Origin of the sequence: Legionella massiliensis, assembly GCF_000756815.1 — a bacterium.
Classification (GTDB): Bacteria; Pseudomonadota; Gammaproteobacteria; order Legionellales; family Legionellaceae; genus Tatlockia; species Tatlockia massiliensis.
The window spans coordinates 91659-116355 of sequence record NZ_CCVW01000003.1 but is presented as its reverse complement, the minus strand read 5'-3'; the positions used below and the strand labels follow the sequence as shown (position 1 = coordinate 116355).

Here is a 24697-nt window from a genome sequence, read left to right as displayed (position 1 = left end):
GCCGTACCTCCAAACCCAATAAAAATTTTCACAACAATAGAAAATAAATTATTTTTCATGATGTTATAAAAATTACACCGCACAACACATGCGCATTATTAGGATAAATATAAAATTTATATTGTTAATTTAATGGATTTTTCACAGCAACATATGATAAATATTAATTGATTTAGCGACTTTATTTTTTTGATTTTGCGCTTAAAATTGATAGTCTAGTAGCGGAAATATTAACAACCTTTGTTTTATTAAATTTAAGTATTTTTTTATGTTTTTTATATTTAAATTTACAGGTTACACATTTTAGGTATCGATAAAATTGAACTCAAATAAATTAATTGGAGAAAGGATTAAAAGCGCCAGGATGCAACTGGGATATTCACGTCGGGAATTTGCTGAAAAATCGAACTTTTCCGCTGCGACTATTCAAGCCTGGGAAGATGGCAAATACTCAATCCCTCAGAAAAGCTTGGCCAAATATGTTGACGCACTATTCAAGGTAGGCCTTATTACAAATACTGAGTGGTTCATTACTGGCGAAGGTTTAGCCCCCCGCCCAGCCAATAAAGTGTCAGCTGATGACATAGATGACGCGAAATTGTATCTTTCAAAAGAAGAGTCATTACTTCGTGAAATCAGCTTTTTCGAAAAAGAAAATGAAAACGCTATTATTATGTCGGTTACTGACGATTCCATGCTTCCATTTTTTGAAATTGGTGATTATGTTGCAGGAAAAATTGTTTCCGGACAAAAGGCCCATAATTTTGTCAATTGCTTATGTATTATTACAGTTACTTCAGGGGAAACTTATATAAGAAAATTAAGACCCGGCTCTAAAGACGAGCACTTTAATTTAATTTCGACCAATATAGATACCAATGTAAATCCGGCATTTTTAGTCGACTGTAAAATACATAAAATTGCCAAGGTTACCTGGCATAGAAAAGCAGAAATTGCATTAAGTTGAACAAGTTATTTTTTGCTAGCACAATGCACTAAGCTGCGCAGGTAGATAGCTATAAAATTCTTGCTTGAACATTGTTCAAAATATGAGAAAAAATAGATATTCTATGAGCGATATTTTTTCAATAACTCAGCCCAAAGAGATCTCCTAATGCGAGCACAAAACCACATTAAGGAGATCCTTCACCTTGTTAAAGATGACGGCACCTAGACTTATTGAGAAGTTATCCTGATATTTTCTATCTATCTGATATTCAAAATAAATCTATTTCATACTAAGATTAGGCACCGCAAATGTTGTAGCTGGCAAAATGAACTTTACACGCACGAGCAAAAAAGAAATTGTTGCATGGATACTTTATGATTTTGCCAGTGCACCCTATTTTGTTGTCATTCTTACCTTTGTCTTTGCTACCTATTTTTCGAAATCAATTGCAAACAATGTCATAGAGGGCACCGCTTTATGGGGCTATACCACTTCAGCTTCTGCCCTGCTTATTGCAATAGCAAGCCCAATTCTTGGAGCCATAGGTGATTATGGTGGGCATCATAAACGCTGGCTCTACAGCTTTACCTATTTAGGAATATTAACGACCGCTTGCTTATGGTTCGCCTACCCCAACCCAAGCTCTATTTTTTATAGTTTGCTTTGCATTTTTATTAGTAATTTTGCTCTTGAGGTTGCCACTGTATTTTATAACGCCTATCTACCAGGGATTGCCCCAAAAGCCTATTTAGGTCGTATCTCTGGTTGGGCTTGGGGTAGCGGCTATCTGGGTGGAATTATTTGCCTAATTATTGCCCTTTACGTTTTAATTGAAGGAAGCCTTGGAACTTGGTTAGGAAGAGAAACTCTTGCCAATGTACGGGCTGTTCCTCTGTTAGTGGCAATTTGGCTAATTATTTTTAGTTTGCCCCTATTATTTATTCAAACACCAGAAGAACCTAAGCTTGGTGCCCGCTCAGCAATAAAAAAGGGGCTTCAGGAACTTATTTTGACTTTAAGAGGCTTACCTCAACGAAGAAGCCTTCTTTTATTTTTAATTTCTCGCATTATCTACATGGATGGTCTGAATACTGTGTTTGCCCTAGGCGGGATCTACGCTGCCGGAACCTTTAAACTCTCTGTCTCTGAGGTTGTCTTGTTTGGCATAATCATTAATCTCACAGCAGGCATCGGTGCAGGCATCTTCGCGTGGATTGATGATTGGATTGGCTCCAAGAAGACCATTCTTATCTCCCTGCTTTGTTTGCTATTCACTTATTGTTTTTTGCTTAGCGTAGAATCTGTCCAGCTATTCTGGGTATCTGCCCCGATTCTAGGTATCTTTGTCGGACCAATTCAATCTGCAAGCCGCACCTTTCTCTCTCGTTTAGCTGAACCGGAAGAAATTACCCGAATGTACGGTTTGTATGCTTTAACTGGCAAAATTACCAGCTTCTTAGGCCCCTTATTAGTCGGCATCTTCACCTCTGTCTATAATAGCCAACGAGTAGGAATGGCTGTTTTAATTCCCTTCTTTCTTGTAGGGGGCGGTATTCTTCTATTCGTTAATGAATAGCGGTTGTTGAGATATAATATTGCACTGTGTTCACATTCATGACAATATACCGTTCCTCCTGATGCTTTCGGTCTTAAACTATGTTGAAACAACTTGTTACCCTCTCTTTGTTTACCCCGACTCTAATTCTCGCAGCAACCCCAATTGAGCTTTACCAAGCACCACTAAGCAGCTTAAATAAGTTTAACCTGATTGATAGAACGCAAAATTCCCCTGCTTTAAGGGCTCTAGCTACGCCAGAAAATAATGTCTTACAGTCTTTAAACCAGACCAAAGTTGGCAACAATACAGTAGTTCGCTACCAACAACTCTATAAAGGGATTCCAGTAGTTGGTTCGCAGGTAACCGTTGTAAAAAACAACAATCCCGGCCTCAAAGCACAGGCCAATTCGCAGGTGAATGGGCATCTGCTTGATGAAATTAAGATCGATATTAAACCCGCAATTTCCAAACAGTCTGCCATTGATTTAGCAAGGAAAGCTTACTTCAGCCTACATCCCCAGGCAGCTACTACAGCAGAGCTATCACAGTTACAAATCAGACCAAACGATAATGGTGAGCTTATCCTAAGTTATCTTGTATCCTTTAAAACCACAAAATCCGATGAAAAACCAGTCTGGCCATTCTTTGTTATTGATGCGCATACAGGCGCCCTGCTAAAGCAATGGAATAACGTTAAGAATTATATGGATACAGGTCCTGGAGGGAATGAGAAAGTCCATGAGTACTGGTACGGCAAAGATGGTTTACCGGCACTAAATGTTCATCAAAATGGCCCCTACTGCCTAATGGAAAGCAAAGAGGTCAGATTAGTTAATCTGAACTCAAAATGGGATTGGAATAATAGCCTCCTGGCTCCCTTTAAATACCCTTGCAATAACAATACCGAAGAATCCATAAACGGCGCCTATTCTCCAACCAATGATGCCTATTATTTTGGCCATGTAATAGTTGATATGTACAGAAAATGGTATGGCGTTAATGTCTTGCAATACCCCACTGGTGCACCGATGCAACTTATCATGCGCGTTCATTTCGGCCAGTACTATGACAATGCATTTTGGGATGGCGAAGCGATGTCTTTTGGAGACGGCGAGGAATTATATCCACTTGTTTCTCTAGATATAGCAGGCCATGAGGTAACGCATGGATTTACCGAGCAACACTCTAATCTTGAGTACCATGATCAGCAAGGCGCGCTTAATGAATCCTTATCAGATATGGCCGGTCAAGCAGTACGAGCCTACTTATTAGAAACTAGCCCTGCCCTCTATAACAAAGCCCATTTAGTGCCTAATGAAATCACCTGGGGTGTTGGCGAAACCGTGGTAAGAGACCAGTTCGGTACTGCGATCCGCTTTATGGACCAACCCTCTCAAGACAATGAGTCTGCTGATTGTTTAGATAAAAATTTAGCAAAACGTTCGGGTGCAACCTGCAAAATTAGCTATAACGAATTAATTGCCTATGCCAATCGAGAGATCCCAGATCCGGAGGAGAGAGAAAGCTATATAGTCCACACTGCAAGTGGTGTATTCAATAAAGCCTTTTATCTACTTTCACAAAAAATTGGAATTAGAAAAGCTTATCATGCAATGGCTCTGGCCAATATCAAATACTGGAACAGCAATACTGATTTTAAATCTGGAGCCTGTGGAGTGCTACATGCTGCATATGAACTACAACTTGATACCAATCCGGTTATAACAGCCTTCAACCAGGTTGGAGTTGAAACTTCACACTGCTAAATAAGATGTGGCTTGGATGCAGCGCAGAGAAATCCGGGAATTCGGAGCCACTGATCCCGGATTGTAATAGGTCTCATCCCCCGCCTCTTATCAAGGTTTCATTTAAATTCACTACGTTGGGATTTCGCTTTGCTATAGACTCCACGTTCAAGCCGCGGAATTTCGCTGCGCTGGATCCAGACTACATTTCTTTTCCCCTTAGTTCACTGCGCCGATTCTAATTCAATATCATTCACATCGATTAACATACTAGTATGCTGATGCCCAGTCTTTGCTAAAACAATTTCACCAGACACAATGACTTTTTTCCCTAGCAAGGCTCTCTGGCTATCATATTGCTCTGGTTTAAGCATTAACTGAAATCGGGAACAGCTTTCTCCTAGCCTTGAGAGGGTCTTAGTTTTTAGGTCATAACCTTCGCCACAATAGGGCTTTAGGGTATTCAAAACCCAATAAACTTCAGGTTTATCACCCTTCTCAATACTTTCATAATTCGGTTGACCAGGAAAAGTCACAGAAACCAGTTTCCCCATCAACTGCACATGGCTTCCTTCAATAATACATTCATCAATATTGGGTGAATTAGTAGAGCCTGCGAATAGATGACAACTAAATAGAGCGGCGCTCAGGTAAGTTAAATATCTCATTAGAAATCCCGCCGTTAATTCTGAATTATGAATAGATTTATTAATTGTAATAAAAATATTTCTATTATGACAAACCGCTTTCCATTTTAGATTCCAGATGTTGCATAATAGATCTATTAGGTGTTTAATAGTTCTACACCCATTGACGGAGTAAAGGAATGCCAGTCAGTAAAGAATGTCTTACATTATTTCGCAAATTTATGGATAACTATCAAACTCAGGGCCGAAGCGATCGACATTATCAACAACTCTATGCTCGCCTAGGTGACTTTCACCAATCCATGACTGAAAATCTCAAAAGACTCAAAGACGAATTAGTTTTTTCCTTCATAAATAACACCTCTGTCTTATTAAAGGATGAGGACCCACTTTTCCTTGAATGCTGCCATAATTTTACCAGCGCTTACCTTCAGGAAACATCTCAGTTGGATTCCCTTGTTGATCAGTATTTAAATGTTGTAACAAAGATCGAATTTTTATCTTCATCTGAAACCCAAAGCACATCAACCTCTAGTGAATCAATGTCGCGCTCATCCTTTTTTATTGAATTAAATGCTGCTATTGCAGCACGTCAGAAAAGAATGAGTGTAGAAGATGAGTCAAGAAGCGACCATGACCAGGTGCTTGGACAATAAGGTGGGCTGAGGGGCTTAGAACAAGGCTTTTAAACCCCTCACGTTAATGATAGCTTTTCATCTAAGTTAACTCTCAAAACGCAGCTCCTATGACTTATCTATTACTGAAATATATACACATCATCAGCTCAACCTTCTTATTTGGAACAGGTTTGGGCAGTGCCTTTTACATGTGGCGAGCAAATCAAACTAACAACATGCAAGCTATGCTATTTGCGACCAAAAATGTTGTTATTGCTGATTGGATCTTCACAACCCCTTCTGTGATTATTCAGCCACTTAGCGGCTTAGGGCTAGTACATATACTGCATTATCCCCTGACAGCAAAATGGATACTTTGGTCACTTTGTTTGTATGTTTTAGCTGGCGCCTGCTGGTTGCCAGTAGTTTGGTTGCAAATAAAAATGCATAAATTCCTGGAAAATGCCATCGACAATAATCTTGCTTTACCAACTACCTATTACCGCTATGAAAGAATTTGGTTTATCCTTGGCTGGCCTGCGTTTATTGCAGTCTTGGTCATTTTTTATTTGATGGTCTTTAAACCAATGTAAGTGGAAAAATAATGATTCAATACAACTTTTCAAACGATGATTATGAGATTGTAAAATTTACTAATCAAATCGACCCGCGCCTTCACGTTCGCCCTATGTATTTTGAACTTGGTTTTAGTCCTGAGACCACAATCTATGGGAGAACCGCGGTGCTTAAAGGGCTCATGAAAGCCCTGGCTCTTATTCCGCAAGAATACGGCTTGTTGATCTGGGATGTGTATCGACCAAGGGCTGTACAAGCCGCGCTCTTTAACTGGATGCACAAAGAGATTCAAATAAAGTATCCCCACTTAACAGAGGCTGAGCTCTTTGAAGAAACCAAAAAATATGTCGCCCTCCCTGCCGAGATTGGCAATGACTATTGCTCTCCCCATCTTAGCGGTGGCGCTATTGATTTAACATTATGTGAAGCGGATAGCGGAAGAGAGTTAGATATGGGAACTCCCTTTGATGACTGCAGTGAACGCGCCCATCTTGGCTATTTTAGCCAGAAAAGTCATTTATCCCCTGCTGAAAAAGAAATTAAAAAACGGCGAGAATTGCTTCGTTCTACTATGGAATCAGTCGGTTTTACCTCTTATCAATACGAGTGGTGGCATTTTGATATTGGCAATTTCTTTTGGAGCCAGAAACTTGGCTGTGCTGAGGCCTTTGGCCCCTTATTTGGGGATAAGGAATGGCCGTCGTCCTAAATTGGGTATATACTTGCCGACCACAATTTATTGAGTGTATAACCAATGCTCGGCTATCAACATGGATATCATGCAGGTAATTTTGCTGATGTCCTTAAACATCTGACCTTAACCCGCTTACTCAGCTATATGCTTAGCAAAGAAAAACCGCTTTTCTACTTAGAAACCCATTCAGGCCGAGGAAGCTATGATTTAAAAGATAGTCAAGCTCTTAAAACGGGAGAGCATCGCGAAGGCATCAGTTTACTCTGGCAGCAAAAAGACAAGTTAGCTGCGGTTTTTACACCCTATTTACAGCTCATTAAACAGCTCAATAAAACTGGGGAATTACGTTTTTACCCAGGCTCCCCTTCTATTGCTATTGAGATGTTACGGGAAATAGACCGCTTATATTGTTGCGAACTACATCCTCGTGAATTTGAGCTCTTGCAAAAATTACCTCATTCAGGCAAACGAGTATTCTATAGTCACAGCGACGGTTTGACCGGCCTTGGTTCTTTGCTTCCCCCTACTGAGCGTCGCGGATTGATTTTTATGGATCCTTCCTTTGAAGTAAAAACCGATTATAAACAAATACCTAATGCAATTAAATCAGCCTATCAGCGCTTTTCAACCGGTGTCTTCTGCCTTTGGTATCCCATAATTGATAAACGCCTGCATGAACAGCTAGTACGAGGGATGACCTCTGTTGCGGCCAAAGAAGCTTTGCGTATTGAGTTCTATTTAACAAGCGCAATCCAGTCGGGAATGACAGGTTGTGGTTTGTGGATTATAAACCCGCCCTATACTCTTGCTGAGGAAATGAAAATTATTCTTGAGCAATTACGCAACCTCTTTAACCCAGGCATTTCGTCCTATCTAGTAGAAAAGGTGACTGCCAGATAGGCTACACTTAGCTTAAAGGCAGTTAGGGATAAGGAATTCAACGCTATGCATGTCCAACCAATACGCGCATTTTACGATAATTACATTTGGCTAATCATTAATGAAAAAACACAACAGGCGCTTTGTGTTGACCCTGGTGATGCACAGCCTGTTCTTAGTTTTTTGGACAATGAAAAACTAAGCCTGAACGCAATATTACTAACCCACCATCACAATGATCATGTCGGTGGCACAGTTGACCTTCTTCAAAACAATCCAACAATTCCAGTTTATGGTCCCCAGGACTCTCGTATACCTCAGGTGACCCATATATTGCGCGATGGTGATGTTTTAACCATAGAAACCTGTGAATTCAAAATATTGAGTACTCCAGGCCATACCTCAACCCATATCAGTTATTATGAACCGCATCATCACTGGCTTTTTTGCGGAGACACCTTGTTTTCTGCTGGATGCGGACGAGTATTTGATGGAACTCTTGAGGAATTACACCAATCCTTACAAAAGCTTAAAAATTTACCCGAAGAAACCCAGGTATTTTGTGCTCATGAATACACAAGTAGGAATCTACAATTCGCAACTAGAGTCGAACCTGAGAACTTGGATATTCGCCGCTATGCGCATCGGTTATTAACTAGAGAACACCAATGTTCTTTACCCTCAAGTATCGCCGTCGAGAAAAAAATTAATCCCTTCTTAAGGACAGAATCTTCGGAAGCTCAAACCTATGCAAAGCAAAGGGGTTGCAAAAGCTTAGACTCCTTATCTGTTTTCGAACAAATTCGAGCCGATAAAGACCAGTTCTGAGGGTTTTAGGGTATGTTTGAATCTTGGTAAAAGTTTGGATTTTCGCTCAAAATGCCCCAAATCCAAACTTTCGGTGAATAAGGCATGAAAGCTATGGGTTTATTGCCTGAGCTTTATTTAGTACACTGTCGCACCCCTTCTCGAGAAATAGGCTTTTTAGATTGAAGTTTAGACCTTTAGGTTTTTTTCTTTTGCTTTTGAGCCTTTACCTGTTTTCAACTAGCCTCTATTCGCGCACGTCCCCTGATGTTTGGGATGTTATACGTAGTCAGCTTGTATTAAACCATGAGGCCAGCCGTCCTGAAGTGCAGGCACAGATTCGCTGGTTTCTTGGCCATCCTCATTTTCTACAAAAACTAGCCCTGGCCGAACCCTATATTTATCATATTATTACTGAAGTAAGGCGCAAAAAATTACCTGGTGAACTCGCTCTTTTACCGATGATTGAAAGTGCCTATGACCCCTTTGCCTACTCTACAGTAGGTGCCGCAGGCCTATGGCAATTTATGCCTGCGACTGGAAGTCATTGGGGATTAAAACAAGATTGGTGGTTTGATGGACGACGGTCGATTCCCTCTTCCACAGAGGCTGCTCTCAAATATCTTAATTATCTAGGCCGTTATTTTGATGGTAATTGGTTACTTGCTATTGCAGCCTACGATGCTGGAGAAGGAGCGGTTTCCAGGTCAGTAAAAAGCAGTGGGCAAGCATCTTATAATACTAACTTTTGGACACTCTCCCTGCCAAGTGAAACAAAAACCTATGTCCCGCGTTTGTTGGCTCTTGCTGAAATTATCAATCACCCGCAACGTTATCACCTTAACTTACCAGAAATTCCCCACGCCCCTTACTTCACAGAAGTTGATGTTGGCAGCCAGATAGACCTCAGCAATGCAGCTAAGCTTGCCGGCATTTCTTATCGGGATCTCATTAAATTAAACCCTGGTTACAATCGCTGGGCTACAGCCCCTTATAAGCCCTTTAAGCTGCTTATACCGACAGATAAGGTGCTTAGTTTCAGCCGTAATCTTGCTAACGTCCCTGTCGAAAAACGTGTCAGTTGGACACGTCATACAGTCAGAAATGGTGATACCTTAGGCTCCATTGCGCATGCCTATTTCACCACTGCGAAACTTATTCAAGAGCTTAACCAATTAAAAACAGACAAATTGCACCTAGGCCAATCTTTACTACTACCAAGCAGCAAAAATTTGTCTGTGCCAGTCATCAGGCATCCTGCTCCGATCATTGAAGAAGCTGATCGACCAGCAAGTTATCAGACTTATAAAGTCATTCATATTGTTCAACCAAGCGATACTTATCAGGTATTAGAGAGGAAATATAACGTCTCCGCTGCTAGTATTCGCAATTGGAACAGAATGGAAGCTAATGCCTCCTTACCAACTGGCGTTCAACTCATTATTTGGAAACGTACGGTACAATATGGCTTATATACCGTTCAGACCGGCGATAGCCTAAATACAATCGCCAAGAGAAATAATACTGATCCTCAGACCCTTAACCGGTTAAACCCAGGGATTAATACTAAGATGTTGAAACCTGGTCAAAGATTGGTAATTGGTTAGATCAATTGTAATAGGTCAGCCCTATCATCCCAACGCAACATCATCCAGAGCGCAGCGAAGGATCTCCGGGATTAGCACTGTGCCACCTTCAGGAGATCCTCTGCTGCGCTCTGGATGACGTAGTGCTGAGACAAGGAGGGATGTGGCCTATTACGATCAATTTACCTATAAATTGTTGCTATTGCTCCGATCAGGCTAACTGGCTCCATCCTTCTTCGAAATAAATTGACTAACCAATTCCTGCATTAAGTTTAAATGAACTGGCTTTGAAACAATCTTATCCATTCCCGAGACTTCTAAAGCATCAGCCTCATCAAGGCTATGAGTTGTTAATCCTACAATCGGGGTATGATCTTTGTGCTCAGCTTTTTCCCAACCTCTGCTGGCTCGAGCAAGCTCTGCCCCAGAACTGCCCGGTAGTTCAACATCAGTTAGAATCAAATCATAATCCCGCGATTTGATTAATTTTAAAGCACTCTCAAGATCTGTTGCAGAAGAAAAGTTGCAACCTGTCTGCATAGCAAGTGTTTCAATAAAACGTAAGGCGACAATATTGGCTTCAACGAGCAAGATATGTGGCAAGTTAGTTGAGGTAGCAGCATCAAAAATCGCTATGTTCTCCGCCACTGCCTGCTCAAGCTCAGGTTGTGATTCAGGACTTTCAATATTTGCTACCTTCAATGGCAAAGTAAAATAAAAGATTGAGCCCTTGGATAGCTCGCTCTCTAGTCTAATTTCCCCACCTAAAAGCCCTACATAATTTTGTGCAACATGCAAACCCACCCCATGACCGCCATGCTCATCATGATAAGCTGGATTTACTCGGAAGAAACGGTCAAAAACTTTGGTTTGCAATTCCTGACTAATACCAATACCTGTATCTTCAACACTAAATTTCAGTTGAACATATTCCTTATCATCGACAACAACCTCTATCTTAAGCTTGACAGTCCCTTTGGCTGTAAATTTGATCGCATTACCAACAAGATTTAATAAAGCTCGGTATAACTTTGCCCCATCAGTAATTAGTTTTCCTGGTACGGCCTCATCAATTTCTAAGGTTAAATCTAAGTCTTTTATTTTTACGCTGGGCAAGACAAGATTAATAATTCCATGAATACTTTTGCGTAAATCGAAAACCTCTTCATTGAGATCATTTTGATTGGGCTGGTCTTCAGAAACCACCTGCAAAACCCCATTTAACAATTCTAAAAGTTGCTTACCACTTTCTTTTATCCAATGAGCATATTGTTTATCTTCTTGGTTATAAATTTTATTTTCTAAAAGCTGCGCCAAGCCAACGATACCACTTAAGGGGGTATGAATATCGTGGCTCACATTTGCGATAAACTCAGTCTTCGCATAGTTAGCAACTTCTGCCGCCTCTTTTGCACGACGAAGAGCTGCTTCCATTTTTTTACGCTCAGTAATATCAATTGAAACGCCGAGAACACCAATGATTCCACCATTTTTGTCTCTAAGAGGGGTTTTCTGGGAAAAATAAATTGCAAGACCATTAGCCATTACTGCATATTCTTCTGCGGTATGAGGCATTCCGGTATCCATGACTAAATCATTAAGCCTATTGAGCTCTTCTGCTTGATCCTTCCAAAGCATGTCATAATTGGTCTTACCAACAATATCTTTTCTTGAGTTTAATTTTGCATCCCTGGCTTGCAAGTCATTGCAACCTAAGAACACATTATTTTGGTCTAGCCAATAAACATGACCCGGCAGCACCGCAAGAATGTTTTCATAATAATCATGGACATCTTGCAATTTATTTTTAAATTTCGTCCTTTCTTGTTCAAGAGAAATTTTCAAGCGCTCAATTTCGCTATCTTTTTCCTCAATGATTTTCTGAAAGTTTTCCTTTTCCTCAAAATCCATCCTTCACCCTTAATTAAACATATATTTTTCAAACAACAGGAATAAAAAGTTGATCTAACTTTGCCTTATATAAAAAGTATACACAAACAATTTTCCTCTAGGTTAGTTCCAAAGCGCAAAAAAAGTTATTCACTGTATATTTTTTTAGCAATAAGTAATGTATTATGCTAGAATGACTGTAAAAATAGCGCCTTCTTTCGAGAATTAAGAACGCTAAATATCCTTTGAATTTATAATTAGATATTTGTTGAGAAAAAATATGGGAAGAGTTAAAGGCACTAAAGGTGCTCCTATTAAAAAGACAAATTTTCATGGCAAAGATAAAGCAAATGTCTCCGATCTCGCTACATCCAAAAGCCTAGTGCTCTTAAGCATTGCGAATAGTGAATATTGTGCGACAGAGTTCCTAGAAGCAACAGCAAAACAATCAGTTCAAGAATTTGGTTCTACCACCTTTTTAATTGCTGATGAAGTGTATTGGCATAACCTTCAACCCAAAGACACTGAGCATCTTACCACCGATGAGCTTGTCGCCCTGAAAAATCATGCCTGCTCTCTTGGAGACACTTATTTTAATGACAATATAAAGGCGTTCATAAATCTTTTTGACTTAGAAACTCAAGAGAAACTTTCAGCTCTCATGCAAAATAGCTCCGTTGATGAGAAAATAAATATCATTAACAAAGAAGCAATCAATCAACAGAAACATTTTGAAATTGTACGATGGAAGACATGGACTCAGCAGCAGGTACAAGATAAGAACTTTGATTATCAGAAAGAAAAAGGCAAGCTCGCTGAGCTATATTCTAGTGTCGACTCTCTTAGCACCAGTATCGACAACGCCGCCAAGGTCTTTGCAGACCGCCATAAGAAGGAAGGTGGCGAAGCACTTTGGCTGATGCGCTCAAAAGGTTATTTAACGGAGGAGAGTCCTGCTGTTGTCTATTTAGGGGCGCTTCGTGAGTATAATTTTATTATCTACCCAGGCGATAAGCTCCTACCTTTTCAAAAGACACAAGACCATTTCATTGTGCGAAAATCATCCAGCGATACAGCCGCAAGCTCTTCTGCTCCAATCAATCCAAACATTCAGCCGAATAGCTCCGCCCAGCCATATCTTATTGAAGTAGAACATCCTCAATTATTCTTAAATTGGCTCCAACCTGTTTTTACTAGGGGTATTTCTACAGAGGTAGCTGAAACTAAAGCGGCAAGTCATACTGTTTCTGAGTCACCTCCGCCAATATCTGTCTCAGAAGAAGCTTCTATTGATGCTCTGACTAAAACCGTATTGTCTTTTATAAAAAAAGAGACAAACTTAGAGGGCAATGCCCCCTCCCCCTCACAGTTTACTTTTTTCGGCGTGAAACACCCCCCTGCTTCATCTGGTAGCAGTATAGCCAAGAGCACAGTAAGTATAGCGACCGAAGCTGCTTCATCGTCAGAGCCAGCAGAACCTCCTAGCGACACCTTTCTTGAAACAACACGCCTTCTGATTCCTGCACTAGCCAAGCTCTCACCCGCTGAGCGAAACGATGTTGTGCATTTCATGGAATACGTTGTCAATGCTTTAAATGAAAAGGACAAGGGTAGATCTCAAACTCCAGCAGATAGCGATACCCCCCCTGAAGAAGAATCACGACAATCGTTTAGACATTAAATATTGATGAATAATTAATGTTTGCAACCATAGAATTAAATTCAGGAGATAATTTTTATAAAATTCAGTATCATCCGTTGCAAGTGAGTTGTAAATCATGTGATATACTTAAGAAAGTATTAAAAATTAAAAAATGCTATGAAATTACTCTTTGATTTTTTCCCAATTTTTGTTTTCTTTCTCAGTTATAAGCTGTACGGGATTTATACTGCTACAGCAATTGCTATGGGTGCCTCCCTTTTTCAAGTTGTTTTCTACCGCTTAAAACATCAACGTTATGAAAAAATGCATATTGTGAGCTTCTTTTTAATCTTTGTATTGGGCGGAGCAACTTTATTTTTCCATAATCCTTGGTTTATAAAATGGAAACCGACAGGAATTTATTGGCTAACTTCTTTGGTCTTTCTAGGCTCGTCTTTAGTCAGCAAAAAGCCGTTGATTCAAAAAATGATGGAAGGCAATATTAGTTTACCCACAAAAATATGGTTTCGATTAAATTTTGCATGGGCTATGTTTTTTGTTTTAATGGGGAGTGTTAATCTTTATGTTGCCTACTATTATAGTACGGACATTTGGGTTAATTTTAAATTATTCGGAGGAGCCGGTTTCACCTTAGTTTTTGTATTTTTACAAGCGCTATATTTAACTAGGCATTTGATAGAAAAGGATATAGAACAACAACCTTCAGGCGACTCATATTAAGAGTAGCCCCCACACTTTAGGAGCAGCAATGCGATTGCTACTGGTTGAAGATGATGAATTACTTGGTGACGCTGTTAAAGCTGGACTCACACAGTTTGGATATGTTGTTGATTGGCTTAAAGACGGTGAGGCCGCACGTGCAGCTGTTAAATCGGAATCTTTTGAGTTAATTATTCTGGATTTGGGTTTACCCAAATTATCAGGTTTAGGTTTTCTTCAAGCTATACGTCAAGATGGAAACGCCACACCTGTCATCATTCTTACTGCCCGCGAAACAGTAGAAGACCGAATTAAGGGTCTTGATAGCGGTGCTGACGACTATATGACCAAACCTTTTGATTTGAATGAATTAAGTGCTCGAGTCAGAGCGCTTGTACGACGTTCACAAGGGCGAGCTGATTCTGTCTTGCAATACCGCAATATTACTCTGGATCCTGCAGCACATTCTGTTTATGTTGATGACATTATGGTTAATGTGCCACGTCGCGAATTTGCTCTGCTTCAGAAATTGCTTGAGAACAGTGGCCAGGTTTTATCACGCGAGCAATTGATGCAAAGTATTTATGGTTGGGATGAAGACGTGGATTCAAATGCCTTAGAAGTCCATATTCACAACTTACGCAAAAAACTCAATGCTAACTTTATCCGTACCATTCGTGGTGTCGGCTATATGGCAGAAAAAAACGAGAGTAATTAGCAACTGTGAAATCTTCTATACGTAAGTTTTTGCTAATTAATTTATTATTGGCGATTACTATAACAACAACTCTGACAGCGATAGGTAATTACTATCTCGACCAAAAAGATATTCAAGAGCACCTTGATACCTTAATGGCGATTTCTGCCTTATCCTATCAGGCGTTACTGGGCGATGACCTACATCAGCGCCCTCTCACCAAAATTCAGGATGCTCTCGAAGTTATTCCACAGAAAATTGATAATTATTATCAACGTCGTTTTCTTAATGATTTACCACCTAAAAATTATCTAGATAAATTCAATTTTCAGGTCTGGACTAATGGCGGGAAACTCTTACTGCATTCACCGACCGCACCCAAGCTTCCCCTTACGGCTGAGGTTGATGGTTTTAGCGATAAGATGCTGGGACAACAAAAATGGCGGGTCTTTACGGCCTACAATGATAAAGCTGGAATACGAACAGTCCTTGCCGAACGTTATGACACTCGAAATGAATTAGGTCATCGCATTGCCCAGGATGATCTGTACATCATGCTTCTTACCTTCCCTCTTTCTGGCTTACTGATTTGGATTATTATCGGTCGAGGCTTAGACAGTTTAGATCGTGTTGCTCAGGAAGTAGCTAACCGCGCGCCAACTCACTTGGAACCTGTGGATTTACAAGAAGTTCCAGAGGAAATCAAACCCGTTATCGATGAACTGAATAAACTCTTTTTTCGCTTACAAGAAGGTTTTGAACGGGAAAAGCGCTTCGCAGCAGATGCTGCACATGAACTACGTACGCCCCTAGCTGCACTTAAGGCCCAGGCTCAGGTTGCGCTGAATACAAATGACATTGAAGAGAAAAATCAAGCGCTGCATAAGTTGATCGCCAGCGTAAATCGCAGTACTCATATCGTTCAGCAATTACTTACCATGTCTAAATTGGTTCCTGAGGCTTCAACGATTAACGATATCGATGATGTAAATCTAGTTAAAATCACTCGAGAAGTTCTAGCAATGCTTGCTCCCAGTGCTGTTGAAAAACAAATCGAACTCGAGTTTGAACATGATGAAAATCCCCCCTATTTTGGCGGAAATATTACGGCTATCAGCATACTTATTCGCAATCTAGTTGATAATGCTATTCGCTATTGTAAGGAGAGTGGAAAAGTATCTGTCAGAGTTTTTGCAAAAGATCAGAGTTTAGTTCTAGAAGTACGCGACAATGGTCCTGGAATTCCGGGTGAATTACAAAGCAGGGTCTTTGAGCGTTTCTTTAGAGTTTTGGGCAATAAGAGTCCAGGTAGTGGTTTAGGTCTGGCTATCGTTCAACAGATCTGTGTTCTTCATGGAGGACGGGTAGAACTCGATTCGCCAACAGAAGGAACAGGGTTGATTGTTCGCGCTTATTTTCCTATTAAAACTGAGGATGCACCAACTTCTGCAAACTGAGGTTGCTGTTTTGTGCACCCAACCCTTTCCTCGCGTAATTCTCTTTAAGTACGTCATGTCGAACGTAGAGAGAAATCTCCTGAGTGTGGCACTGTGCTAATCCCGAAGATCCCTCACTATGTTCGGGATGACGGGCGATATTTGGATGACGGGGGTGACCTATTACAATATTTCCTCCAAGACAGTTGCTATTACATGCAATCCTATAAAACTACCTACCAGACAGCAGTTGCAAAGCCTGACGTATCAGCTGCTCACAGCTTTTATTGCCATCATCAATTTTATTGATAACCTTAATGGCTTCTTGCTGCTTATATCCCAAGGCTTCCAAAGCAGATATAGCTTCATCTTGTTCACGTATTGTAACCGTCTGTTTTGCTGGTTGCCCAGCACCACCCGCATCAAATTGTTTCAAACTATCTTTCATTTCAATGACTAAGCGTTCAGCTGTCTTTTTGCCAATTCCTGGCAATTTCGTTAAATAGGCTGTGTTTTGTTGATTAATACATTGAATAAACTCATTAGGGCTAATGCTTGAAAGTATGGTAATCGCCATTTTGGGGCCAACGCCATTTACTTTTATTAGCGCTCTGAACAAGGCTCGTTCACTCTTATCAGAAAAACCATACAACAATAAAGCATCCTCACGAACTACAGTATGGATGTGTAAACCAACTCTGCCTTGCTGCGATTCTAGTTGAAAAAAGGTTTGTAAGGAGGTTTCTACATCATAACCCACCCCATTAACGTCAATGACAAACTTACCTAATTGATGCTTGTCAACAATTTGCCCACTTAACCAACCTATCATCTTCGACGTCTCCTTAACCCCGGTTTACCCAATTGCTGCAGAGCAGCCAAACCATGGCGCATATGGCTATGGCAAATTGCTATTGCAAGAGCATCAGCAGCGTCACTTTGTGGCGGACTATTTAACATAAGTAAACTCACCACCATATGTTTGACCTGCTCCTTTTGCGCAGCCCCATAACCCACTACTGATTGTTTAATTTCACGAGGGGAATACTCATTGACCATTATACGGTGAGATGCAGCAGCAACCATTGCAACGCCCCTAGCATGACCTAACTTTAAAGCCGAGCTAGGATTCTGATGAATAAATACCTGCTCAATAGCAACCTCATCAGGCGAATACTCATCCATCAGTTGACAAATCCCATCAAAAATCTGCAATAGCCGCTGTGATAACTCACCCTCAGAAGTGCGAATACATCCACTATCGAGGTACTGGATCTTTCTGTTTTCTTCCTTAATAAGACCATAGCCTGTAATACGAGAACCAGGATCAATTCCTAAAATAACGGTCATCAATTATTCTTCAAAAAGTGATTCTGGGTATTCCGCATTGCTATGAACTTCCTGTACATCATCCAAGTCTTCGAGCATATCAATTAACTTTATTAAACTTTCAGCAGCTTCCTTATCTAAAGGAATCATATTTTGTGCGCGCATTGTTAACTGAGATTGTTCGACTTCATAACCAGCGGTCTGTATTGCCGATAAAACAGAATGATAATTCTCAGCAGCGGTAATAATTTCAATTTGTCCTTCTTCAAGGCTAACATCATCGGCACCTGAATCTATGGCTAACTCCATTGCCTTATCCTCATCCTGGCCTGCTCTTAATAAGATCTCGCCTTGTTTGTTAAAGAGATAGGATACAGAACCATCGGTTCCAAGGTTGCCACCATGCTTGGTAAACGCATGTCGAACCTCTGATACAGTGCGATTTTTATTATCTGAGAGACAATCAACCAAAATGGCAATACCACCGGGCCCGTAGCCTTCATAGCGCATTTCCATCATATTGTCGCCATCAAGGCCGCCAGCACCGCGCTTAATTGCATTGTCGATGGTATCGCGCTTCATATTTGCTTTAAGCGCTTTGCTGATAGCATCACGTAATCTTGGATTCGAGGACTCCTCACCACCACCCTCGCGTGCAGAAACAGTAATCTCTCGAATTAATTTTGTGAAAATTTTTCCTCGTTTTGCATCCTGAGCGCCCTTACGAAAACGAATATTAGCCCACTTACTATGTCCAGCCATCTATGAATACCTCTCGCCGATTCAACCATTAAAGTTTCGAATTATATACCCAAGTCGTATAAAACCATACATTTTGAAGTTACTTGGGTATGCATCGCCAACTTAGTAAAAAGAACGGTGATAACTAGTCATCACCTCGACTTTTTAAACTTTTTCGAGCTATTCTATCCAAAAGCAAATTGAAAAGGGAGAACGTGGTGTATTTGGCAGGATTTGGAAACCATCATCAAAGCGAAGCACTCCCAGGGGCTTTACCTACAGAACAAAACTCTCCCCAGCAATGTGCTTTTGGGCTCTATACTGAACAATTAAGCGGTAGTGCATTTACTCGGCCAAGGCATCAAAATCTACATAGTTGGCTTTATCGTATTCTACCCTCAGTAGTACACGCTGACTATGAGCCTTATCACCAGGCTAAGGCATTGGTTTATGCTGAAATGCAAGCTCCCAATCCCTATCGCTGGTCCCCTTTATCTGCCCCAACAGATAGCCAGGATTTTGTCGATGGCTTATTTCATCTGGCCGGCAATAAGCTCTGTAATGCTTTTATTTACCAATGCAACAAATCAATGAAAAATCGCTATTTTAGCAATAGCGATGGGGAATTGCTTCTTGTTCCTTATTTAGGTGAAATCAAACTTCATACCGAATTCGGCCAACTTATCATTGGCCCAGGAAAAATCGCGGTTATTCCACGTGGGATAAAATTCAAGGCTGAGCTAAGTGAATCCTTAGCCTGTGGCTATATTTGTGAAAATACAGGCTCACCACTCAGTCTACCCCAACTAGGTCCTATAGGTGCCAATGGCTTGGCAAATCCTCGCCATTTTCTCTATCCTCAGGCTTCCTATGAGAAAAACAATGAAGAACAATGGTTAATTTGTAAATATCAACAACAATTCTGGATAGCGAAATCGCAGCACTCTCCGCTTAATGTAGTTGCCTGGCAGGGTAATTATGCGCCATACAGCTATGATTTATCACTTTTCAATACAATCAATACGGTTAGTTTTGATCATCCCGACCCTTCAATTTTTACCGTATTGACTTCAGAAAGTAATACACCTGGCGTCGCTAGTCTTGATTTTGTTATTTTCCCTCCGCGCTGGATGGTTGCTGAGCATACCTTTAGACCGCCCTATTTTCATCGCAACATTATGAGCGAGCTTATGGGCTTGGTTTATGGTGAATACGATGCTAAACAAGATGGTTTTAGTCCTGGAGGGGTAAGTATCCATAATTGTATGACAGGTCACGGCCCAGATGCAGACAGTTATCACAAAGCAGCTAACCAAGAATTGAAACCTAACCGCTATGTAGACAGCTTAGCTATGATGTTTGAAAGTAGATTACCCTGGTTAGTGAGTAAAGAAGCTCTTTCACATCCGGCTAGACAATTAAACTATTCAGATTGTTGGCAGAATTTAGCAGAGAATTTTCGGGAGTAACCAATTGGTAATAGGTCACGTCCCTCCTTGTCTCAGCGCTACGTCATCCAGAGCGCAGCGAAGGATCCCCTGAATGTGGCACAGTGTTAATCCCGGGGATCCTTCGCGGCGCTCTGGATGACGTTGCATTAGGGTGATAGGGCTAACCTATTACTAATCTATTACGAAGACCTCATACACCCTATAGGCATCTTTTTCCTTTAGGAAGAAGGCCTATAGGGATGTCTTAAAACAAATCTTCCTGCGTTAAACCAACGCGCTCGAGAAGGCTACGGAGAGTCTTCAAAGCTTCAACTTGAATTTGTCTGACTCGTTCACGAGTTAGGTCAATTTCTTTACCTACATCTTCAAGCGTAGCCTTTTCAAAACCTCGCAGACCAAATCGTCTGGCAATTACCTGTTGTTGGTTCTCTGTCAATTTATCGAGTAAAGACTCAATATGATTTCGTAAATTTTCATCCGTCAATAATTCGGCTGGATTCATACTATTTTCGTCGGCAATAGTATCCAACAAGGATTTGCTTTCATCATAGCCTATCGGTGTATCAACAGAAGCAACCTTATCATTCAAGCCAAGCAGCTTCTCTACATCTTCCAAAGGCTTATCCACCATATCAGCAATTTCTTCCGCTGAGGGTTCATGGTCAAGCTTTTGCGTCAATTGTCTTGCTGCACGTAAATACACGTTAAGTTCTTTAACTACATGAATTGGCAATCGTATTGTGCGTGTCTGATTCATTATTGCACGCTCAATGGTTTGCCTTATCCACCAAGTAGCATAGGTAGAAAAACGAAATCCTCTGTCTGGGTCGAACTTCTCGACAGACTTCATTAAACCAAGATTCCCTTCTTCGATAAGATCAAGTAGAGGTAAACCACGATTGAGATAGCGACGTGATATTTTAACTACCAAGCGCAAATTGGATTCAATCATCTTTTTGCGTGCAGCAGCATCCCCTTTAAGTGCAAGTCTTGCGTAATGCACTTCTTCCTCAGCAGAAAGTAAGGGAGAAAAACCAATTTCGCTTAAATAGATTTGAGTAGCATCCATAACCTTAGATGCTTGTCTCCCTCGTTGGAAGCTAGGAAACGCCTCTTCATCGCTGAAATCAGGTTCATTACTTACAGGTTCCTCTTCTTCAGGCTCACCCGCCAGCAAGGTATCATCAGGAGACTCTTCCCAATTTTCATCTTCAGGAATTTCATCCTCTTTAATTGACTCGTCATCTGCCTGCATCATTTCACCTTTTGTGTTTATATAAGAAAAAACACGACTTAAATCCCCAAGGTCAACAGCCCCTAATTCTTTCTTAAATACTCTAATGGATTTACTGGTTTTCCATCTTTTCTGATTTCAAAATGGACACCCCAATAATGTCTATCTATAACACCCATTTCGGCAATAATTTGCCCTGCTTTAACTTTTTGCCCTTCCTTTACAATATTCTTGGCGTTATTGCCGTAGGCAGTTAAAAACTCATCGTTGTGCTTGATAATAATCAGATTGCCATAGCCTGAAAGACCATTTCCTGAGTATGCAACAACACCGCCTGCGGCCGCATGTATCTTCTCACCTTTTTTACCAGCAATATCTATGCCTTTTCTTCCTTGTTGTGGGGCAAAACGAGCAGCAACACGACCTTCTGCAGGCCAAAGCCATTTTTGTCCTCGCATAGAAGCAGCTGACCAGCTATTTTTTGGCGTCGAATAATAGTTAGGTGTTCCCTTTTGCGGAGACCTGGATCTTGCGAGACTTCTCGAATTTCGAGTGGAAAATTGAGTAGCTGGCCTAGCTCGGCTTCCTGCCCTAACATTCAGAACCTGCCCAACCCTCAGGGAATAGGGACGGCGTAAATGGTTTATGGCTGCAAGTTGCCTATAATCCAGATCGTAACGAAATGCGATTGCATAAAGTGTTTCACCACGTAACACTTTATGCGTCGATGTATGAGCATTATGCGGTTGCCATTTTAATTCGACTACAGGTGCTAAACTCTCCCTCGTCCCACAGCTGCTAAGTAAAACTATCAATACTAACACGCACAATTTGTACATATTTTACTCTCTGATAGATACAAAATTTATATATAAGGGTCAGTTACCCCAGTTAATTTCACTCACCCAGGCAGATAGTTGCGCAAACACATTATAATGAGTCATGTCAAGCTGCAAGGGCGTCATTGATACACAGTTTTGACTAATCGCATAAAAATCTGTTCCAGGTCCCGCATCAGCTTGAAGTCCGGGAGGCCCTACCCAATAAATTGGTCTGCCACGCGGATCCAGTTCTTTAACTATAGGCTCAGCCCCATGCCGTGTACCAAGCCTTGTCACCTCAATACCCTGAATTTTATTCAGCGGTAAATCCGGTATATTTACATTCAAAATTGTCTGTGAAGGCAAAACATTGCCACGCATTTTTAGCACAAGCTCATGAGCTATTGCTGCTGCCGTGTCATAGTGCTGGATATTATCGCCAACCATAGAAAAGGCAATAGCAGGCAAACCTAGATAACGGCCTTCCATAGCAGCCGCTACAGTGCCTGAATAGAGAACATCATCACCTAGGTTAGCACCATCGTTAATACCTGAAACCACAATATCTGCGGTAGGCTCAAGAAAACCCGTTAAGGCTAAATGAACACAGTCTGTAGGTGTACCATCGACACTGAAATAGCCATTATCCATTTGTTTGATTCGTAAGGGCGTAGTCAGGGTTAAAGAGTTCGATGCCCCGCTTCGATTTCTATCTGGAGCAATAACAAAAACTTCGCCGATTGAGGACATCTCATTCGCAAGGGCACGAATTCCTGGGGCGTGCACGCCATCATCATTGGATACTAATATTCTCATTCGTTAACTCTCTGGAGACTCTAACCATCTTACAACGGCTAAATATTGCTCTAAAAGTAGTTTGTTTTTTTCTAAGGTAGCTTTGAGCTCTGGATCCGCTTTAGTCTTCAACGCAGCCTCCTGAGACGCCATTGCTTGCTGTAAAGCTAATATTTTGCGACCAAAGGCCTGTGGGTTAGTTTGTAATTGATAAGCAATCTCATTCATGGCTACAGCAAGGCTCGTCAACTGTTCGCAGCTTAAAGGCGTGGGTTGCTTAGCGGGGCAACTTTTGATGGCATCTTGCAAGGCTTGGGGATGGATTTGGTAATAATGCTCATTATGGGACGAACAGCCAATTATTAGCAATGTTGCGCAAGCAACAAACAGATACTTCATCATCAACCTCTTGATGTTACTACAAAGTTGTCGATAGTATCATTTGTTGCTTGCTAACGCTATTCTGATATTTTAACGCTTCGTACCTTCTGTGCCCGTCCTTGCTCGCTTTCTTCGCTCCTGCCAAGGTTTATCAGAACTATCTGGTTTTCTTTTAGCAAACTTTGCAGGCTGCGCCAGGCTTTTTCTCACCGTTGCAGTTGCAGGATTAGGGCTAAGCGGTAATGAATGCTGCGGTTCAAAATCATCAACTTCTATCCGTTCAATCCGACGTTTAATCAAAGATTCAATATCGCGAAGTTGCTTAAACTCATCCGCACAGACTAAGGATATTGCTTGCCCAGAAGCGCCGGCACGCCCAGTCCGTCCTATGCGATGCACATAATCCTCCGCGACCTGTGGTAAATCGAAATTAATAACCAAGGGAAGCTGATCGATATCAATACCACGTGCAGCAATATCAGTAGCGACAAGAATTTGCACCTTCCCAGCTTTAAAGTCACTTAAAGCCTTAGTACGCTGCGCTTGACTTTTATTACCATGAATTGCCAAAGATGGAATTCTGTCTTGTGTTAAGAGCTTCACCAACTTATTAGCCCCATGTTTAGTACGAGAAAATACCAACGCTTGCGGCCAGTTTTTTTCAAGAATTAGGTGACTTAGTAAAGCTGCTTTTCGCGCCTTATCAACAGGATGTAAGATCTGATCGACCTTTTGCGCTGCGGTATTACGGGGAGCGACATCAATTTCGACTGGATTAACTAATAACTCCTTTGCCAGCTTGCGGATTTCGTCGGAAAAAGTTGCTGAGAACAGTAAATTCTGCCGTTTACGCGGTAACAAAGACAAGATCCTTTTAATGTCATGAATGAACCCCATATCTAACATTCGATCTGCTTCATCCAAAACTAGCGTTTCAATTTGAGAAAAATTGATAGCTTTTTGCTGATAAAGATCAAGTAATCGGCCTGGGGTCGCAACTAAAATTTCAACGCCAGCACGCAATTTCATCATTTGTGGGTTAATTTTAACCCCACCAAAGACAACTGCGGAACGAAGCCGGAGGTATTTCCCATATTGCACAATACTCTCATGTACTTGGGCGGCTAACTCACGAGTGGGCGCTAAAACCAAAGCTAGAGCATGATTGGATCTCGCTCTGTCTTTTTGTGCCAGTGAATGTAAAATCGGCAGCGTAAACCCAGCAGTTTTCCCCGTGCCGGTTTGTGCTGAGGCTAGTAAATCATTTCCCGCTAAAATTTGCGGGATGGCTTGCGCCTGGATGGGTGAAGGTGTTTCGTAACCTTGTTCTTGGATAGCCGTTAATAAAGGCTCTGCCAAGTGAAGTTCAGCAAAAGTCATTGTATTCCTCTTCGATTTTGGACTTAGGTCCGGGTTGGCTTGTACATCTCACCATGAAGAAGCTACCCCCACTATGACCGATGCCGGTTCGAATCTGCACAAAAAAAATGCAAGCTCATGTA

At 41.2% G+C, this 24697-nt stretch carries 24 protein-coding genes; 14 read left to right on the top strand and 10 right to left on the bottom strand.

Annotated features, from left to right (window positions below):
* Window positions 1–319 precede the first annotated feature (319 nt).
* The 3 genes from BN1094_RS12175 (at window position 320) to BN1094_RS12165 (ending at window position 4273) form a co-directional block, all read left to right on the top strand.
* A complete protein-coding gene (locus BN1094_RS12175) occupies window positions 320–967 on the top strand; it encodes a helix-turn-helix domain-containing protein (protein WP_141650472.1) in 648 nt (215 codons plus the stop codon).
* Between the two features lie 307 nt (window positions 968–1274).
* The gene (locus tag BN1094_RS12170; protein WP_043874738.1) at window positions 1275–2525 is read left to right on the top strand and encodes an MFS transporter; all 1251 of its coding nucleotides are present in this window, start codon (window positions 1275–1277) and stop codon (window positions 2523–2525) included.
* An 80-nt stretch (window positions 2526–2605) separates the two neighbouring features.
* Window positions 2606–4273 carry a M4 family metallopeptidase gene (locus BN1094_RS12165; RefSeq protein WP_043874737.1) on the top strand — a complete coding sequence of 556 codons (1668 nt, stop codon included), beginning with the start codon at window positions 2606–2608 and terminating at the stop codon, window positions 4271–4273.
* 203 nt (window positions 4274–4476) lie between these two features.
* Here the strand turns inward: BN1094_RS12165 and BN1094_RS12160 are convergent, their stop codons facing one another.
* Window positions 4477–4920: a DUF4431 domain-containing protein gene (locus BN1094_RS12160; protein ID WP_052403276.1), complete on the bottom strand. Its 444-nt coding sequence runs from the start codon at window positions 4918–4920 to the stop codon at window positions 4477–4479.
* Window positions 4921–5078: 158 nt separating this feature from the next.
* Here BN1094_RS12160 and BN1094_RS12155 point away from each other — a divergent pair, with 158 nt between their 5' ends.
* The 6 genes from BN1094_RS12155 (at window position 5079) to BN1094_RS12130 (ending at window position 10079) form a co-directional block, all read left to right on the top strand.
* On the top strand, window positions 5079–5555 hold the full coding sequence (locus tag BN1094_RS12155; RefSeq protein ID WP_043874736.1) for a hypothetical protein: 477 nt from the start codon (window positions 5079–5081) through the stop codon (window positions 5553–5555).
* Window positions 5556–5644: 89 nt separating this feature from the next.
* The gene (locus BN1094_RS12150; protein WP_043874735.1) at window positions 5645–6109 is read left to right on the top strand and encodes a DUF2269 family protein; all 465 of its coding nucleotides are present in this window, start codon (window positions 5645–5647) and stop codon (window positions 6107–6109) included.
* Window positions 6110–6120: 11 nt separating this feature from the next.
* A complete protein-coding gene (locus tag BN1094_RS12145) occupies window positions 6121–6801 on the top strand; it encodes a M15 family metallopeptidase (protein ID WP_052403275.1) in 681 nt (226 codons plus the stop codon).
* Window positions 6802–6846: 45 nt separating this feature from the next.
* On the top strand, window positions 6847–7686 hold the full coding sequence (locus tag BN1094_RS12140; protein WP_043874734.1) for a 23S rRNA (adenine(2030)-N(6))-methyltransferase RlmJ: 840 nt from the start codon (window positions 6847–6849) through the stop codon (window positions 7684–7686).
* Window positions 7687–7731: 45 nt separating this feature from the next.
* Window positions 7732–8493, top strand: a complete 762-nt coding sequence (gene gloB, locus BN1094_RS12135; protein ID WP_043874733.1) for a hydroxyacylglutathione hydrolase — start codon at window positions 7732–7734, stop codon at window positions 8491–8493.
* Between the two features lie 161 nt (window positions 8494–8654).
* The gene (locus BN1094_RS12130; RefSeq protein ID WP_052403274.1) at window positions 8655–10079 is read left to right on the top strand and encodes a LysM peptidoglycan-binding domain-containing protein; all 1425 of its coding nucleotides are present in this window, start codon (window positions 8655–8657) and stop codon (window positions 10077–10079) included.
* A 195-nt stretch (window positions 10080–10274) separates the two neighbouring features.
* On the opposite strand, the gene BN1094_RS12125 is transcribed toward BN1094_RS12130, so the two are convergent.
* Window positions 10275–11969 (bottom strand): ATP-binding protein, encoded by a 1695-nt coding sequence (locus tag BN1094_RS12125; protein ID WP_043874732.1) that lies wholly within the window; start codon window positions 11967–11969, stop codon window positions 10275–10277.
* Window positions 11970–12228: 259 nt separating this feature from the next.
* Here BN1094_RS12125 and BN1094_RS12120 point away from each other — a divergent pair, with 259 nt between their 5' ends.
* The 4 genes from BN1094_RS12120 to BN1094_RS12105 all read left to right on the top strand — a co-directional run bounded on the left by BN1094_RS12120 (window position 12229) and on the right by BN1094_RS12105 (window position 16464).
* Entirely contained in the window at window positions 12229–13629 is a 1401-nt protein-coding gene (locus BN1094_RS12120; RefSeq protein ID WP_043874731.1) for a hypothetical protein, read from the top strand.
* A 138-nt stretch (window positions 13630–13767) separates the two neighbouring features.
* A complete protein-coding gene (locus BN1094_RS12115; RefSeq protein WP_043874730.1) occupies window positions 13768–14331 on the top strand; it encodes a septation protein A in 564 nt (187 codons plus the stop codon).
* 28 nt (window positions 14332–14359) lie between these two features.
* Window positions 14360–15028, top strand: coding sequence for a response regulator (locus BN1094_RS12110; protein WP_043874729.1), 669 nt, complete (start codon window positions 14360–14362; stop codon window positions 15026–15028).
* Window positions 15029–15033: 5 nt separating this feature from the next.
* Entirely contained in the window at window positions 15034–16464 is a 1431-nt protein-coding gene (locus BN1094_RS12105) for an ATP-binding protein (RefSeq protein ID WP_043874728.1), read from the top strand.
* 211 nt (window positions 16465–16675) lie between these two features.
* Here BN1094_RS12105 and ruvA read toward each other — a convergent pair whose 3' ends face one another.
* The 3 genes from ruvA to BN1094_RS12090 are packed head-to-tail and all read right to left on the bottom strand — an operon-like array spanning window position 16676 to window position 18534.
* Window positions 16676–17275 (bottom strand): Holliday junction branch migration protein RuvA, encoded by a 600-nt coding sequence (gene ruvA, locus BN1094_RS12100; protein ID WP_043874727.1) that lies wholly within the window; start codon window positions 17273–17275, stop codon window positions 16676–16678.
* The gene (gene ruvC, locus BN1094_RS12095) at window positions 17272–17793 is read right to left on the bottom strand and encodes a crossover junction endodeoxyribonuclease RuvC (protein ID WP_043874726.1); all 522 of its coding nucleotides are present in this window, start codon (window positions 17791–17793) and stop codon (window positions 17272–17274) included. The genes ruvA and ruvC overlap by 4 nt, the downstream gene beginning before the upstream one ends.
* 3 nt (window positions 17794–17796) lie before the next feature.
* Window positions 17797–18534, bottom strand: a complete 738-nt coding sequence (locus BN1094_RS12090; protein WP_043874725.1) for a YebC/PmpR family DNA-binding transcriptional regulator — start codon at window positions 18532–18534, stop codon at window positions 17797–17799.
* A 197-nt stretch (window positions 18535–18731) separates the two neighbouring features.
* Between BN1094_RS12090 and hmgA the strand changes: the two genes are divergently transcribed.
* Window positions 18732–19982: a homogentisate 1,2-dioxygenase gene (gene hmgA, locus BN1094_RS12085; protein ID WP_043874724.1), complete on the top strand. Its 1251-nt coding sequence runs from the start codon at window positions 18732–18734 to the stop codon at window positions 19980–19982.
* 226 nt (window positions 19983–20208) lie between these two features.
* On the opposite strand, the gene rpoS is transcribed toward hmgA, so the two are convergent.
* The 5 genes from rpoS to BN1094_RS12060 form a co-directional block, all read right to left on the bottom strand.
* Window positions 20209–21219, bottom strand: a complete 1011-nt coding sequence (gene rpoS, locus BN1094_RS12080) for an RNA polymerase sigma factor RpoS (protein WP_043874723.1) — start codon at window positions 21217–21219, stop codon at window positions 20209–20211.
* A 62-nt stretch (window positions 21220–21281) separates the two neighbouring features.
* Window positions 21282–22037: a peptidoglycan DD-metalloendopeptidase family protein gene (locus BN1094_RS12075; protein WP_043874722.1), complete on the bottom strand. Its 756-nt coding sequence runs from the start codon at window positions 22035–22037 to the stop codon at window positions 21282–21284.
* 39 nt (window positions 22038–22076) lie between these two features.
* On the bottom strand, window positions 22077–22835 hold the full coding sequence (gene surE / locus BN1094_RS12070; RefSeq protein WP_043874721.1) for a 5'/3'-nucleotidase SurE: 759 nt from the start codon (window positions 22833–22835) through the stop codon (window positions 22077–22079).
* Between the two features lie 3 nt (window positions 22836–22838).
* Window positions 22839–23216, bottom strand: coding sequence for a hypothetical protein (locus tag BN1094_RS12065; RefSeq protein WP_043874720.1), 378 nt, complete (start codon window positions 23214–23216; stop codon window positions 22839–22841).
* Between the two features lie 69 nt (window positions 23217–23285).
* Window positions 23286–24575 carry a DEAD/DEAH box helicase gene (locus BN1094_RS12060; RefSeq protein WP_043874719.1) on the bottom strand — a complete coding sequence of 430 codons (1290 nt, stop codon included), beginning with the start codon at window positions 24573–24575 and terminating at the stop codon, window positions 23286–23288.
* Between the last annotated feature and the right edge of the window lie 122 nt (window positions 24576–24697).

Bases quoted from the DNA above. Each gene is read 5' to 3' on its own strand.
- BN1094_RS12170 (WP_043874738.1), top strand. From the start codon at position 1,275: ATGAACTTTACACGCACGAGCAAAAAAGAAATTGTTGCATGGATACTT.
- BN1094_RS12165 (WP_043874737.1), top strand. From the start codon at position 2,606: ATGTTGAAACAACTTGTTACCCTCTCTTTGTTTACCCCGACTCTAATT.
- BN1094_RS12160 (WP_052403276.1), bottom strand. From the start codon at position 4,920: ATGAGATATTTAACTTACCTGAGCGCCGCTCTATTTAGTTGTCATCTA.
- BN1094_RS12155 (WP_043874736.1), top strand. From the start codon at position 5,079: ATGCCAGTCAGTAAAGAATGTCTTACATTATTTCGCAAATTTATGGAT.
- BN1094_RS12150 (WP_043874735.1), top strand. From the start codon at position 5,645: ATGACTTATCTATTACTGAAATATATACACATCATCAGCTCAACCTTC.
- BN1094_RS12145 (WP_052403275.1), top strand. From the start codon at position 6,121: ATGATTCAATACAACTTTTCAAACGATGATTATGAGATTGTAAAATTT.
- BN1094_RS12140 (WP_043874734.1), top strand. From the start codon at position 6,847: ATGCTCGGCTATCAACATGGATATCATGCAGGTAATTTTGCTGATGTC.
- gloB (WP_043874733.1), top strand. From the start codon at position 7,732: ATGCATGTCCAACCAATACGCGCATTTTACGATAATTACATTTGGCTA.
- BN1094_RS12125 (WP_043874732.1), bottom strand. From the start codon at position 11,969: ATGGATTTTGAGGAAAAGGAAAACTTTCAGAAAATCATTGAGGAAAAA.
- BN1094_RS12120 (WP_043874731.1), top strand. From the start codon at position 12,229: ATGGGAAGAGTTAAAGGCACTAAAGGTGCTCCTATTAAAAAGACAAAT.
- BN1094_RS12115 (WP_043874730.1), top strand. From the start codon at position 13,768: ATGAAATTACTCTTTGATTTTTTCCCAATTTTTGTTTTCTTTCTCAGT.
- BN1094_RS12110 (WP_043874729.1), top strand. From the start codon at position 14,360: ATGCGATTGCTACTGGTTGAAGATGATGAATTACTTGGTGACGCTGTT.
- ruvA (WP_043874727.1), bottom strand. From the start codon at position 17,275: ATGATAGGTTGGTTAAGTGGGCAAATTGTTGACAAGCATCAATTAGGT.
- ruvC (WP_043874726.1), bottom strand. From the start codon at position 17,793: ATGACCGTTATTTTAGGAATTGATCCTGGTTCTCGTATTACAGGCTAT.
- BN1094_RS12090 (WP_043874725.1), bottom strand. From the start codon at position 18,534: ATGGCTGGACATAGTAAGTGGGCTAATATTCGTTTTCGTAAGGGCGCT.
- rpoS (WP_043874723.1), bottom strand. From the start codon at position 21,219: ATGCAGGCAGATGACGAGTCAATTAAAGAGGATGAAATTCCTGAAGAT.
- BN1094_RS12075 (WP_043874722.1), bottom strand. From the start codon at position 22,037: ATGTACAAATTGTGCGTGTTAGTATTGATAGTTTTACTTAGCAGCTGT.
- surE (WP_043874721.1), bottom strand. From the start codon at position 22,835: ATGAGAATATTAGTATCCAATGATGATGGCGTGCACGCCCCAGGAATT.
- BN1094_RS12065 (WP_043874720.1), bottom strand. From the start codon at position 23,216: ATGATGAAGTATCTGTTTGTTGCTTGCGCAACATTGCTAATAATTGGC.
- BN1094_RS12060 (WP_043874719.1), bottom strand. From the start codon at position 24,575: ATGACTTTTGCTGAACTTCACTTGGCAGAGCCTTTATTAACGGCTATC.